This window comes from Bacillus sp. NEAU-242-2, assembly GCF_027853835.1.
GTDB lineage: Bacteria > Bacillota > Bacilli > Bacillales > Bacillaceae > Bacillus > Bacillus velezensis.
The window spans coordinates 66,381-78,958 of record NZ_JAPNNY010000005.1 but is presented as its reverse complement, the minus strand read 5'-3'; the positions used below and the strand labels follow the sequence as shown (position 1 = coordinate 78,958).

Here is a 12,578-nt window from a genome sequence, read left to right as displayed (position 1 = left end):
TATGTAGACTTCATCAAGCAGGAGGTAGTAACTATGGGTAAAAAAATTGCAGTTGTATTAACGGATTACTTTGAGGATGTCGAGTATACTGAACCTGCGAAAGCTTTTAAAGATGCGGGTCATGAATTAACCGTAATTGAACAGGAAAAAGGAAAAACAGTCAAAGGAAAACAAGGGGAAGCGGAAGTGAAAGTGGACGCGTCCATCGATGATGTGAATCCGAAAGACTTTGACGCATTGCTGATCCCGGGCGGATTCTCACCTGACATGCTGCGTGCGGATGACCGTTTCGTCCAATTTGCCAAAGCGTTTATGGATGATAAAAAACCGGTGTTCGCCATCTGCCACGGCCCTCAGCTTCTCATCAACGCGAAAGCATTGGACGGGCGCAAAGCGACAGGATTTACTTCAATCCGAATCGATATGGAAAACGCGGGCGCGAATGTGGTGGATGAAGAAGTCGTCGTCTGCCAGAACCAGCTGGTCACAAGCCGCACACCGGATGACATTCCGGCATTCAACCGCGAATCATTAAAACTGCTTGCGTAATATAAAAGCGGAGCGCCGTATCAGGCGTTCCGCTTTTTTTGTGAAGATTCCCGGATGACCAGCTCAGGCGCCAGAATAATGCGCTGTTTTTTGTGCTGGGAATTGGTGATTTTATGATGCAGCAATTGAGCCGCTTCTTTTCCCGACTGCCGCGGAAAGGAAGAAACGGTTGTAAGCGGGGGATAAGAAATTTCAGCTTCCGGCACGTTATCAAAGCCGACAATGTCAATATCTTCGCCCGGAACGAGCCCGGCTTTTCTGATCCCTTGCATGACGCCGAACGCGACCAAATCACTGAAGCAGAAAATCGCGGTCGGGTGCTCAGACCGGCGGAGGAGCTCCGTCACGGCCTCACAGCCTGCTTCGCGGGTCGGCGCGCTGTCAATGACATATTCATTTTTCACTTCCAGACCCGCTTCACGGAGCGCTTTTTTAAACCCTTTCATACGCTTCGTCCATGTTGATGAGTGCTTCACGCCGCCCAGAAACGCAATCTCCTGATGGCCTTTCTCAATGAAATGACGCACTGCCTTATAAGTGCCTTCTTCATAATCGGCTCCGACAAAATCACAGTCTGCATCGGCAATCTCCCTGACGGCGAGCACGACCGGAATGTCAAGCTGCTCAAGGCGGGAAAGGGTTTCCTCAGCCGCACCTGAAACCGGACACAAAATCAATCCGCCGACCCTGTGCTCCAGCATGGTCGAAATCAGCTGCTCCTGCTTGGCGACGGAATCAAATGTCGTGCCTAACAGCACCGTTAATCCGACTTCCTCAAGCGTATTCTGAACGCCGATCAGAAACTCTGAGAAAAATGTATTGGAAATGTCAGTGATAATCAATCCTACCGTTGTGGACGTCTGTGATCGTAAATTCGCGGCGACCCGATCATATACGTACCCCAGCTCCCGCATGGATTGCAGCACTTTCTCACGGGTTGCTTCGGAAATTCGGGGGTTGTTGCGGACAATTAATGAAGCGGTGGATGTTGAGACGCCGGCATGTTCGGCGACCTGCTGCAATGTCACCCGGCGTTTTTTTTGCTGTTTCATACGTCGCATTCCTCACTTGGTTTTTATTCGTTACATCCATTATAAGCGTTTTGGCGCATGAGAAGAAAGAGAGAGGAGGGGGAAAAAGATAAAGCGCCGGAAGACGGATTGTCCTTCGGCGCTTCTGTCACATAGGTTATTCAAACATTTGCTCTTTAATATACTGAACCGGCATTTCACGGCCTGTCCAATATTCAAATGCCATGGCGCCCTGCCAAAGCATCATGCCGAGACCGTTAATGGTTTTGCAGCCGGCCGCTTGAGCTTGTTCAAGCAATTTCGACGTAACGGGGTTGTAAACGACGTCTGTCACAATCAAATCCGGACGGAGCATGGATGTATCTTCAATAACGCTCAAGCCTTCAAGCGGTTTCATGCCGACACCTGTTCCGTTTGTGAAAATATCGCTTGAAGCGATTTCAGCACGCAGCGCATCTTGATCTTCGAGCGGGAAGACTTTCGCTTTACAAGAAGATCCCTTCATTTCTTCATTGATGATGCGGACATTTTCTTCCGCTTTTTCGAAAAACGCGTCATTGCGGGCGAAAATAGAGATTTCTCCGAGGCCTTCCAATGCGGATTGAATCGCTATCGGAGTGGCGGCCCCGCCGGAACCGACCAGCGTCATTTTTTTCCCTGTGATATCGATGCCGTGTTCTTTTAAGTTGCGGACGTATCCCATACCGTCAGTGGAGTGTCCGATCAGTCTGCCGTTTTCATTAACGACTGTATTTACCGCGCCGGTGAATTTCGCTGAATCCGCGAGTTCATCGAGATAAGGGAGAATGTTCATCTTGTTCGGCATCGAGACATTGAAGCCTCTGACGTTTAAGGCACGCATTCCCGTTACCACATCTTCCAGCTGTTCATTGCCGACTTCAAACGCGAGGTAAGCGTAGTTCAATCCTAATTTTTTAAACGCCAGGTTGTGCATCGCCGGAGATAAAGAGTGTCCGATCGGTGTCGCGAATAATCCGATAAGCTGAGTTTTTCCGTTAATCCGTCCTAATTCTTTCTTCATGATGTATTCCTCCGTTAGTCCATTCATTTGTTTTTCAACCCGCTTTGAGGGCAAAAAACGCTGATTACATATGTTTATTTAAAATGCTGAGTACGCTGCGCAATTCCTCAACGGGAATCTGCCCGGGCGCTGATGCTTCTTTGCCCGCGCCGAACGTGCACGCTGAGCCGAAGACTTCGCCGGCCAGGCGGCTGATCAGGCCTGTTCCCGCCATTGACATCGTGATGATCGGCCGGTCCGCGTATTGTGTTTTCATCGTGTGAGTGGCATCCAATAAGACGAAAACATCTTCCGTGCTTTGCGGCATCACCGCGATTTTCGGAATGTGCGCGCCGTACGCCTGCATGTTCCGCAGCCGGGAAATGATTTCTTCTTTTTTCGGTGTCTGATGAAAATCATGATTGGACATGACGACATATACGCCGTTGTCTTCAGCGGTTTTCACAATTGATTTGACTTCCGCTTCTCCCGTAAACAGCTCAACGTCTGCAAGGTCAATATGTTTTGTTTCGATGGCGGTTTTAAGCAATTCAATGTAAAAGCGGTCATCAATAACTTTATTTCCGCCTTCTTTATGGGTTCTGAATGTGAAAAGCAGCGGTGTTGCGCCTGCGGCTTTCCGCAGCTTTTCAAGCATGCCTTTTACGGCGTCCAGGCTGTCAACATGCTCGTATACATCCGCCCGCCACTCAATGATATCCGGGCGAAGCCCGTTGACGGCTTCAATTTCTTCGAGCAGTTCTTTCTCTCCGGCCGCCATCAGCGGCACAATGATCTTCGGAAGCCCTTCGCCGATGACCGTATTTCTGATCGTGATAGATTGCATGATAAATCCTCTCCCTTAAAAAATAGTCAGGCTTTCATCACTTGCTTAAAGCGGATTCCGATAAACAATGCGAGAAGGGCGCTGACGGCCGCAATTCCGATATCAAGCAGAAAAACAGGCGTCAGGCCGGCGGCTTTGGATATCGCTCCCGTTACAAGCGGAATGACAATAAAAGATAAGCTTGATGCTATATTAACAAAAGATGTGATCGTACCTTTATTTTTAGGGAATAAAACAGCCATAACCGTCATCGCCAATTGCAGAATGCCCGCAGTTGAAAGTCCGATGACAAAGGAGCTGATGACCGATACGGCCGGCTGATGAATGAAAATCAGAGCAAGCAGCGCAATTGCCGCGATCACAGGGTACAGCACCATTACCGTAATCGGCTGAATCACTCTGTTTAACAGCACAGCCAGCAATAACACGGACACAAGCGCCCCGATACTGTAATAGCTCAACAATTTGACGGCCTGCACCTCAGGCATGCCCAAAACGGATTGCCCGAACTTAGGAAGCCATACTTGAACGAGCATAAACAGCGCCGTTGATGAAAAGCCTAACAGAATGATTGCGAGGCCTTCGCGCCATATCGACGGCTGTGATGTGAACGCGTCATCAGACGGAGAGGCTTCCGTCCGGCCGCCGTCTTCTTTTTGCTTATGATTCGGAAACGGAACTTTCAACAGGAAAAAGCCGTTCAGGAAGAAAATAATGCCCGGTACGAAAAACGTCCAGCCGTAAAACAAATGCCTGTCCGCAATAAACGCGATAAAAAACGGAAGCACCGTCGCGCCGATTGATACAAATGCTTTGATTAACACGGTTGCAGAGCTTGCGTTTTTCGGAAATCCTTCAATAAGCGCCGGATATGTCCCGGAATCCAAAAAGGAATTGGCGATCCCGGCGAAAATGGCGAAGATAAACGCGGCCGTATAGTTTGTCGAAAGCGGAATCCCGATTAGGAAAATCAGATACAGAAAGGCGCCCGACACGATAAACGGCCGTCTCCCGAATGTATCCGAAAGCTTCCCGGCAAACAGAAGCGAAATCAGCTTCCCGATCCCGATGGCGGAGACCAAATAGCTGACACCGGCTGCGGAAGTATGAAGCTGTTTTGATAATGCCTCCATATTGGATGCGATAATAATATTGATCATGCCCAGCAGGAAATAGTTAATATAAAGACCCGCTGCCATTTTGGTGTATATGTTTTTCATGATGACATCCCCTAATGCGGTTAATAAAGAATTAAATTATTTTTTTAATTGATAAAAGCACAGCACCATTCCCCTTTATTGAACCACTGCCTTTCTTTGAAAACTGTTTGAAACAACGGTTGCATAGACAAACTTGAATAACGCTGATATCACAATGAGTATATCGTTCTACTAAATAAAAAAAGATAAGCGGCCTGCTCATTTAGTATATCGTTCTACCAAGTTCACAGTTACTATACTCCTTCTTTTTATATGTGTCAAACCGATGAACTTTTATTTTTTGCTTTTTTAAATCAAGAAAAGACCTGCCGTTTTTCGGCAGGTCTGACATGGGTTTATTTTCTGAGAGAAGCGAGCTCCTCGGCAATGGCCTGCATTTCACTCGGGCTGAATGATGCTTTTTTCATGACCATTTGATGAAGGTATGTAAGATCTTCTATTTTTTCATCACTGAAATCTTCCGCTCTGATGACGCCGACATTGAGCATGTTGAGCTTTTGCGAAATGTCTTCAATCATTTTGTTTAACGTTTCTGTTTGTTGGCTCGGCAAATTCATGCATCCTTTCATGACCGTTTTCGTACCCTTTATTCTAACAGAATTCATTTAGAATAAAAGCTTATTTCCACAGCCGCAGAAAAGTTGCTAAGATGTTGATAAGGTTTTTGATCCTCAAAATGCGGGGAAAGAATAGGGAGGTTATCGATATGATACATGTGCTGTTTGTCTGTCTGGGAAATATTTGCCGGTCGCCTATGGCAGAGGCGGTATTTTCTGATATGGTGAAGAAAAACGGGCTGAACGGGCAGATTAACATTGATTCAGCGGGAATCGGCGCCTGGCATGCGGGAAATCCGCCGCATGAAGGGACAAAGGAGATCCTGGAGAAGAAAGGGATCAGCGCAAGCGGCATCACGGCGAGGCAGGTCCGTGAGTCTGATCTGACCGATTTTGATTACGTCATTGCGATGGATGCAGAAAATATCGGACATTTGCGCAGCATGGCCGGTTATAAAAAAGCGGCGCCGCGTATTGCAAGGCTGCTTGATTATGTACCGGAGTCGGACCTTGCCGACGTGCCCGATCCGTATTATACCGGAAATTTCAGCGAGGTGTACGCTTTGGTCGAGTCCGGGTGCCGTCATTTGCTGGAGATAATAAAGAAAGACCATCATTTATAAGGGGGATTGACCGATGAAGCAGACACGCATCATGGCAAAAGCGATTCTGATCGGCGCTGCCGCCGGCGGAGCACTGTCCTTATTACATAAGCCGACGAGAGAGGCATGTTTCCGGAATATGGACGCGTGCAGGCGGCGTGCGGCATTTTACCGAAAACATCCTGAAGCCCTGAAACAGCAGGCTTCCGCAAAACTGGATCAAGTGAAAATCATCGCCAATACCGTATCGGACGATCTGAGTTTTTTAAACGGGCAGATCACCAAGCTGAAGCAGACGACACCGCAGGTCATTGACCTGTTAAAAGAAACGAAGGAGCATTTTTCGAAAAACGATCATTGAGGTGGGATGTCATGAGTTTTATAAAGGAGCTGTTTGCAAGGTTTTCTCTGCATGAAGGACAAAGTAAATCGGCGGAGCTGGCGTATTTTTTCCTGCTGTCATTGTTTCCGTTAATGATTTTCATGCTGACGCTCACCGCCTATCTTCCCATATCGGCAGAAGACGTGCTCGGGGCGGTCGATCAATACGCGCCCGACAGCGCCATGTCCATGGTGAAATCCATAACGGAGCAAACGCTGAACAAGCGCAGCGGCGGGCTTTTGTCATTCGGGATTATCGCCGTCATCTGGTCGGCTTCGAATGGTATGAACGCGATTGTCAGAGCATTTAACCATGCCTACGAAGTCGAGGAAAACCGCTCATTTATCATCATTCGCCTGACCTCAATTTTTTTAACCATTGCGATGGTGGTTACGATTTTAATCGCATTGCTTCTGCCGGTGTTCGGCAGAGAAATCGGAATGCTGGCCGCGGATTTTATCGGCGCCTCGGACCTGTTTTTGCAGGTGTGGTCGGTTGTCCGCTGGGGTATCAGTCCGCTTATCCTGTTAATCGTGTTTACCGCGCTTTACATTTTCGCGCCGAATAAAAAGCTTTCCCTCCGTTTTGTGCTGCCGGGAGCCGTATTCGCGGCAGCCGGCTGGATTATCGTCAGTATGCTGTTCTCATTTTACGTCGGCACCTTTGCCAACTACAGCGCCACATACGGGAGCATCGGGGGAATTATCGTCCTTATGATCTGGTTTTACCTTACGGGAACCCTGTTGATTTTAGGAGGAGAAATCAACGCGCTTTTACATAAACGTAAAAAGCTTCCTGATGAAAATCCGTACCGCGGGAGCAAGCTATAGAGGAACGGATGACGTTCAAGCTGAAAAACGGAGGGAATCGGCTATGACCAAGCATACGAAAAAAGGCGGAAGCCATAATAAACAAAACTCAAAAAACGGCCCGAAGAATAAAACAAGCGGAAGCGCCAACGGGCAGAACGGATACCACTAGAAAGAAGCCGCCTGGCTCAGATCAGGCGGCTTTTTTATGTGGCCGGAAAAGAATGGGATTCGGAAGCGGGGCTGTGCTTTGTTTTCCCGAAGACGAGCGCAAGCCAAATACAGACCAGAATCACCGTAATAAAGTAAAACAAGTTGGCGCTTTCAAACCGCTGCATATACCAGCCGCCCGCCACCGGGCCGATCATGCTTCCGAGACTGAAGGAAATGCCGCAGAGCAGGTTGCCCGCCGGCAGCAGATGGGACGGCAGCAGGTCGCTCATATAGCTGATGCCGAGGGAAAACATACTGCCGACCGCCATCCCCGCCGTGAAAAAGCAGCAGCCGATGACAGAAGGCGACGGAAACAGTCCGGCCGTCAAAAAGCAAAGGGCACCCGTTAATAAGATGACGAGCAGGACACGTTTTCTCCCGAATCGATCGCTTAATAAACCGAGAGGGAACTGGAATACAATACCTCCGATGGCAAAAGCGGGCAAGATCAGCGCGACGGCATCAACGGATATACCTAAACGAAGGGCGTACACGGGAAAGCTTCCGTTCAGCGCCGTTTCTAAAAAACCGTACCCGAAAGCCGGGAGAAAAGCGACCCAGCCGAAAAGAAGGGCGCGGTAAAACCGTTTTGCGCTGTTGTCCCCGGATGTTTCATCCGGACCTTGCGCCGGGTACTCGTTACGTAAGGCAAACACAAACAGCCAGGCACAAAGACTGATACAGCCGGATACGATAAACGGAAGGGACGGACTTGTTTTCACAAGAGGGACCATGAAAGGGCCGACAGCGAATCCGAGCCCGAAGGACAGTCCGTACAGCGAAATGTTTCTTCCTCTGTTTCGGGGCGTTGACTTGGAAGTCACCCACGTTTGGGTTGAAAAATGCAGCATATGATCCCCGATTCCGATAAGCAGCCGAAGAAAAAACCATAACCATATGGATTGAAGCCAAATAAAACTGAATAAGCTGATGATAACAAGAAATCCGCCCATGACCATCAGAGGTTTGAATCCGAGCTTGCGCAGCGGGGCCTCCATAAACGGCGACGCCAGAAGCACGCCGATATAAAGGCCGGTTGCGTGAAGTCCGTTTATGGCTGCGGATTCTCCGTTCGTTTCAAAAATGACGGAGATCACCGGCAGCAGCATGCCTTGGGAAAATCCGGAGATGGAAACAAGCAGAACCAAAATAAAGAAGTACAGTCGTGACATCGCGTATTTCTCCTTCTTCAGTATCTTTCTTGATCGTACACGGATTTTCCGCGTCCGGCAACCTGAAAATGCCAATTCGGGCTGCCGAGGAAGTGTAATTGAGGGAGTTTTTGAGAAGGATATAAAAAGACTTATTCGAAAAAAGGAGCCAGGCAGATATGAATCGGATTTTTTTCTTTACGGCTGCGGCGGGAGTTCCGCTTTCAGTCATCGGCGGCCTGATGCACTGGCCGTCAGCGGTTTTGTTTATTATTTATTGCTTGACGATTATTGCGCTTGCAAGTTATATGGGGAGAGCGACTGAATCTCTTGCCATTATCGCGGGACCGCGGATCGGCGGTCTGCTGAATGCCACGTTCGGTAATGCGGTAGAGCTGATTATATCGCTTTTTGCCCTAAAAGAAGGGCTGACGGGCATCGTTCTTGCTTCACTGACCGGTTCGGTGCTCGGCAATCTTTTGCTCGTCGCGGGACTGTCGTTTTTTATCGGCGGTTTGAAATATAAGCGGCAGGAATTCAATATTCATGATGCACGGCATAATTCAGGCCTGCTGATTTTTGCCATTATCGTAGCTTTTGTCATTCCCGAAGTATTTTCCATGGATATGGGGGAAAAAAACAAGCTAAATTTGAGTGTCGGCATCAGCATCATCATGATCCTTTTGTACGTGGCAGCTCTTTATTTCAAGCTCGTCACCCACCGCGGTGTTTATCAGCCGAATCAGCCGGAGGCAAAGGAAGAAGAGGAGCAGCCTGAGTGGTCGGGGAAAAGAGCGACAGCCGTCTTATTTATTTCAACTATTATTGTCGCCTACATATCTGAAAACCTTGTCCATACGTTTCATGCGGTGGCTGAACAGTTCGGCTGGAGCGAGCTGTTTATCGGGGTGATTATCGTCGCAATTGTCGGAAATGCCGCAGAGCATGCGTCGGCGATTATTATGGCGTACAAAGACAAGATGGATGTCGCCGTTGAAATCGCGGTAGGTTCGACTTTGCAGATCGCCATGTTTGTAGCCCCGGTTCTTGTGATCTGTTCTATCTTTTTTCCGGTCAATATGCCGCTTGTATTCACATTGCCCGAGCTTGTGGCGATGATATCATCCGTCCTTTTGATGACGATGATTTCAAATGACGGCGATTCGAACTGGTTTGAAGGGGCTACGCTCCTTGCCGCTTATGTCATCATGGCGATCGGTTTTTTCCTGCTTTAACCTGTAAAAAATGCGGATAACAACGATTGCGGAGGAAAAGACTAAAGGAAAATGCTATAGAAAGAGTGATATGATGAGAAAGCTGTTTCATGCCACATTGATTCTGCTGTTATCCTTTAGTTTTTTCGCAATGCCGTCTGCCGGTGCAAAGAAACCGTTTAAGGTTCCCAACTCTGTCGTAAGCATTTCAAAGGAAAATACGTATCCGAATGCTTCACAGGACCAGCCGATGCTTCAGCCGAGCAAACTGGCAAAGGAATTGTTAGATACCTCCGAGATCAACATCGAAAATCCGCATCTGATAAAGATGCTGAATGAATCCTCGGTTTCCGGTTCACCGCTTGCCATCGGATATCGGGCGACAATATTTCTCGGGAAATGGGCGCTCGGCTATCAATCGAACGAAACGGTCGCCAACTGGGAATATAAAAAAATTAACACAAACAGAGCGGATAACCGGGGCGGACAGCAAACCGCGGTTATCTCATATGCCCAAGAACAGCAATACAAAATCAAAGGCGGGCTCACAGCGAAGGTGCCGAACGCAGAAGACGTAAAAAGTATGATGATGCAAAAAGCGATGAAGAAAACAAAACTGCCGCTCGCTTTTGAAACGGTTATCGGCGCAGGCACAAAACGCGATCAAACCTACAAAATTTCTCCGCAGCGGCTCGGCTACCTGCACGCCTACGCTCCGGCCGTTAATGAAAAAGGAAAAGTAACATACGGTGAAGTGTATTTGGTGCTGAAAGGCAGCAAGCGGAAACTTGTCGTCAAAAATGTGACTTCGCAAGGAATCGGGGCTTGGATTCCGGTACAGGATCACGTCACATTCGGTTTTCAAATGACAGCGCAGCCGAGATAACTAAAAAAGCTGATTCCGGTTCGGGAATCAGCTTTTTTGTGTGTGATACATTTCCTCAAGCAATTGCACATTGTTGTTGTACAGCTCCCGGGCAAGAACGCGTCTCACCGCAAGGCTCGCCGAGAAGTATTCTTTATCTTGAACCATGCCTTTGACGGTAAATTCTATGCCTCTCGTCAATTTGTTCAGGCTCATGATTCCATGCACTTGAAACGGCTCCGTCGCATTGAGAAATTCATCTCGCTTCAGTGAATCGCGAAGCTCATCATTGAGCATGTCGCAGGCTTTTTCTAAGACGGCATATACCCGCTCGGGATCTTCTTTATAACTGATCACGACGGACTCGGTAATCCGCATAAAATCAATGTTATAGTTTTGAAGCTGTCTGACCTCACCGTTTGAAATGGTAAGCAGCTTGCCGGTCCACTCACGGATCTGAAGGGAACGGAGCCCGATTTCTTCGACTGTGCCGTTGAACAGATTGTTAATCGTCACGTAATCGCCTTTATGAAGCTGGCGTTCGTATATCAAAAAGACACCGGCCAATATGTCCTTGATTAACGACTGGGCGCCGAAACCGATGACGATACCGGCAACACCCGCCCCGGCTAAAATTCGGCCGAAATCATGAACGAATAAAGAAATGACGTAAAAGATAAAACCGATCGTCGCCGTATACTGGGTGATGGATCGGACGAGGCTTTCAATCGTTTTCCCTTTCCGTTCCTCCAAGAAATCTATGCGTTTAAATAACACCTGGACAAAGCGGTTGATCAGAAAAACACCGGCGTAAAGCACGAGAGCGACGATGATGATCTCAACCACTTTGCTTTTCAAAATGTCCGTAATTGTCGTTTCCATCTTCTGTTAACCTCTGGCTTTTCGTAATGAAAAATCCGTGTCCTGATAATAACTGTTTTTGACAAGGACGTTCGGTCCGAGGCACCGGACGTTTGTGCAGCGGCAGTTCAGCTCTTTGCTCAGCTTCGTCTGTCTCCACTTGTCATATGCATTGGGAAGGCTGTCTGTTTTAATATTGCCGAGCGGCGGTGTATCGCCGAAATCCGTGACAATGATATTTCCGTCAAAAATGTTCACATTCAGGCGGGAGCGGCCGTCAGGGTCGTTTCGCACCGTAACGTATTTCGCTTCCCGCAGGCGGCGGAGGAGCTTCTGGTCTTCTTCATCAGGGCTGCATGCGTAAAACGGGAGCGTGCCGAACAGCATCCATGTCTCTTCATCGCGAATGTCGAGCAGATGATGAATGGCCTGTCTCATGTCCTTCAGGCTGAGTGATTCAAGCGCGCTGGCGAAATCACTCGGATACATCGGATGGACTTCGTGCCGCTGGCATTTCATTTCTTCCGTAATCTGCCGGTGAATATGTTCAATATGCGGCAGCGTGCGTTTGTTCAGCATCGTTTCCGCTGAAACCATTACGCCTGCTTCGACCAGCGTGCGGCTGTTTTCAATCATTTTGTCAAAATAGCGCGCCCGCTGTTCAAATGTCGGTTTCTTCTCCATCATCGCAAATCCGATGTCGGCAAAGTCCTCGACCGTTCCCCAGTTGTGGGAAATGTGAAGAACGTCCAAATAAGGAATAATCCGTTCGTAGCGCCCGATATCAAGCGTCAGGTTTGAATTGATCTGTGTGCGCACGCCGCGTTCATGCGCATATTTCAAAAGCGGGACGACGTATTCCTTTACCGATTTCAGCGAAAGCATCGGTTCGCCGCCCGTAATGCTGATAGAGCGCAACAGAGGAATTTCATCAAGCCGCTTTAATAAAAGGTCAATCGGCAGCGCATTCGGGTCTTTCGGCTGGAGCGTGTACCCGACGGCGCAGTGCTCGCATCTCATATTGCACAAAGTCGTCGTTGTGAATTCAACGTTCGTCAATTTCATATCTCCATACTGGTCGACATCCATGTACGCTTCCCAAGGATCGTACTCCGGTGTGATCGGACGCAGTGTTGTGTTTTGTGTCATGACTATCTAACTCCTTTATAAATGGGGCATACTAACGTCTGCCAACTGTTAATTTTAGACCTGATCTGCCAAGATCGCAAGTAGCGGAACCATTGAAAAACGCCAAA

The 12,578-nt window shown here is 48.3% G+C and carries 14 protein-coding genes; 6 read left to right on the top strand and 8 right to left on the bottom strand.

All coding sequences use genetic code 11. The features are described 5' to 3' along the window. Nucleotides 1–33: 33 nt before the first annotated feature. On the top strand, nucleotides 34–549 hold the full coding sequence (locus OWN49_RS15395; RefSeq protein ID WP_003155578.1) for a type 1 glutamine amidotransferase domain-containing protein: 516 nt from the start codon (nucleotides 34–36) through the stop codon (nucleotides 547–549). Between the two features lie 20 nt (nucleotides 550–569). Here the strand turns inward: OWN49_RS15395 and OWN49_RS15390 are convergent, their stop codons facing one another. The 5 genes from OWN49_RS15390 to OWN49_RS15370 form a co-directional block, all read right to left on the bottom strand. Next, complete coding sequence (locus OWN49_RS15390; RefSeq protein ID WP_176283195.1) at nucleotides 570–1,601, bottom strand: LacI family DNA-binding transcriptional regulator; 1,032 nt, start codon at nucleotides 1,599–1,601, stop codon at nucleotides 570–572. Between the two features lie 136 nt (nucleotides 1,602–1,737). Continuing rightward, nucleotides 1,738–2,622 carry a shikimate dehydrogenase gene (locus tag OWN49_RS15385; RefSeq protein WP_024085012.1) on the bottom strand — a complete coding sequence of 295 codons (885 nt, stop codon included), beginning with the start codon at nucleotides 2,620–2,622 and terminating at the stop codon, nucleotides 1,738–1,740. Between the two features lie 64 nt (nucleotides 2,623–2,686). Further along, a complete protein-coding gene (aroD, locus tag OWN49_RS15380; RefSeq protein WP_003155574.1) occupies nucleotides 2,687–3,448 on the bottom strand; it encodes a type I 3-dehydroquinate dehydratase in 762 nt (253 codons plus the stop codon). A gap of 26 nt (nucleotides 3,449–3,474) precedes the next feature. Further along, nucleotides 3,475–4,668 carry an MFS transporter gene (locus tag OWN49_RS15375; RefSeq protein ID WP_003155573.1) on the bottom strand — a complete coding sequence of 398 codons (1,194 nt, stop codon included), beginning with the start codon at nucleotides 4,666–4,668 and terminating at the stop codon, nucleotides 3,475–3,477. 335 nt (nucleotides 4,669–5,003) lie between these two features. Beyond that, complete coding sequence (locus OWN49_RS15370; RefSeq protein ID WP_003155571.1) at nucleotides 5,004–5,219, bottom strand: DUF1128 domain-containing protein; 216 nt, start codon at nucleotides 5,217–5,219, stop codon at nucleotides 5,004–5,006. A gap of 155 nt (nucleotides 5,220–5,374) precedes the next feature. Between OWN49_RS15370 and OWN49_RS15365 the strand changes: the two genes are divergently transcribed. Genes OWN49_RS15365 through OWN49_RS15355 form a run of 3 tightly spaced genes read left to right on the top strand, consistent with a single transcriptional unit; the run spans nucleotide 5,375 to nucleotide 7,039 of the window. Then, on the top strand, nucleotides 5,375–5,848 hold the full coding sequence (locus tag OWN49_RS15365) for a low molecular weight protein-tyrosine-phosphatase (protein ID WP_077721937.1): 474 nt from the start codon (nucleotides 5,375–5,377) through the stop codon (nucleotides 5,846–5,848). A gap of 13 nt (nucleotides 5,849–5,861) precedes the next feature. Further along, nucleotides 5,862–6,188: a hypothetical protein gene (locus OWN49_RS15360; RefSeq protein ID WP_063095962.1), complete on the top strand. Its 327-nt coding sequence runs from the start codon at nucleotides 5,862–5,864 to the stop codon at nucleotides 6,186–6,188. Between the two features lie 11 nt (nucleotides 6,189–6,199). Then, the gene (locus OWN49_RS15355) at nucleotides 6,200–7,039 is read left to right on the top strand and encodes a YihY family inner membrane protein (RefSeq protein WP_003155567.1); all 840 of its coding nucleotides are present in this window, start codon (nucleotides 6,200–6,202) and stop codon (nucleotides 7,037–7,039) included. Between the two features lie 185 nt (nucleotides 7,040–7,224). On the opposite strand, the gene OWN49_RS15350 is transcribed toward OWN49_RS15355, so the two are convergent. Continuing rightward, the gene (locus OWN49_RS15350) at nucleotides 7,225–8,403 is read right to left on the bottom strand and encodes an MFS transporter (RefSeq protein ID WP_077721938.1); all 1,179 of its coding nucleotides are present in this window, start codon (nucleotides 8,401–8,403) and stop codon (nucleotides 7,225–7,227) included. Nucleotides 8,404–8,561: 158 nt separating this feature from the next. Here OWN49_RS15350 and cax point away from each other — a divergent pair, with 158 nt between their 5' ends. Then, complete coding sequence (cax, locus tag OWN49_RS15345; protein WP_077721939.1) at nucleotides 8,562–9,617, top strand: calcium/proton exchanger; 1,056 nt, start codon at nucleotides 8,562–8,564, stop codon at nucleotides 9,615–9,617. Between the two features lie 70 nt (nucleotides 9,618–9,687). Beyond that, complete coding sequence (locus OWN49_RS15340; protein WP_088005349.1) at nucleotides 9,688–10,482, top strand: YfkD famly protein; 795 nt, start codon at nucleotides 9,688–9,690, stop codon at nucleotides 10,480–10,482. 27 nt (nucleotides 10,483–10,509) lie between these two features. Here the strand turns inward: OWN49_RS15340 and OWN49_RS15335 are convergent, their stop codons facing one another. Both OWN49_RS15335 and yfkAB read right to left on the bottom strand, forming a co-directional pair. Beyond that, entirely contained in the window at nucleotides 10,510–11,343 is an 834-nt protein-coding gene (locus OWN49_RS15335; protein ID WP_015388541.1) for a mechanosensitive ion channel family protein, read from the bottom strand. A 6-nt stretch (nucleotides 11,344–11,349) separates the two neighbouring features. Beyond that, a complete protein-coding gene (gene yfkAB, locus OWN49_RS15330) occupies nucleotides 11,350–12,471 on the bottom strand; it encodes a radical SAM/CxCxxxxC motif protein YfkAB (RefSeq protein ID WP_176283196.1) in 1,122 nt (373 codons plus the stop codon). Between the last annotated feature and the right edge of the window lie 107 nt (nucleotides 12,472–12,578).

Bases quoted from the DNA above. Each gene is read 5' to 3' on its own strand.
- OWN49_RS15350 (WP_077721938.1), bottom strand. From the start codon at position 8,403: ATGTCACGACTGTACTTCTTTATTTTGGTTCTGCTTGTTTCCATCTCC.
- OWN49_RS15375 (WP_003155573.1), bottom strand. From the start codon at position 4,668: ATGAAAAACATATACACCAAAATGGCAGCGGGTCTTTATATTAACTAT.
- OWN49_RS15340 (WP_088005349.1), top strand. From the start codon at position 9,688: ATGATGAGAAAGCTGTTTCATGCCACATTGATTCTGCTGTTATCCTTT.
- OWN49_RS15390 (WP_176283195.1), bottom strand. From the start codon at position 1,601: ATGAAACAGCAAAAAAAACGCCGGGTGACATTGCAGCAGGTCGCCGAA.
- OWN49_RS15365 (WP_077721937.1), top strand. From the start codon at position 5,375: ATGATACATGTGCTGTTTGTCTGTCTGGGAAATATTTGCCGGTCGCCT.
- yfkAB (WP_176283196.1), bottom strand. From the start codon at position 12,471: ATGACACAAAACACAACACTGCGTCCGATCACACCGGAGTACGATCCT.
- OWN49_RS15360 (WP_063095962.1), top strand. From the start codon at position 5,862: ATGAAGCAGACACGCATCATGGCAAAAGCGATTCTGATCGGCGCTGCC.
- cax (WP_077721939.1), top strand. From the start codon at position 8,562: ATGAATCGGATTTTTTTCTTTACGGCTGCGGCGGGAGTTCCGCTTTCA.
- OWN49_RS15395 (WP_003155578.1), top strand. From the start codon at position 34: ATGGGTAAAAAAATTGCAGTTGTATTAACGGATTACTTTGAGGATGTC.
- OWN49_RS15355 (WP_003155567.1), top strand. From the start codon at position 6,200: ATGAGTTTTATAAAGGAGCTGTTTGCAAGGTTTTCTCTGCATGAAGGA.
- OWN49_RS15385 (WP_024085012.1), bottom strand. From the start codon at position 2,622: ATGAAGAAAGAATTAGGACGGATTAACGGAAAAACTCAGCTTATCGGA.
- aroD (WP_003155574.1), bottom strand. From the start codon at position 3,448: ATGCAATCTATCACGATCAGAAATACGGTCATCGGCGAAGGGCTTCCG.
- OWN49_RS15335 (WP_015388541.1), bottom strand. From the start codon at position 11,343: ATGGAAACGACAATTACGGACATTTTGAAAAGCAAAGTGGTTGAGATC.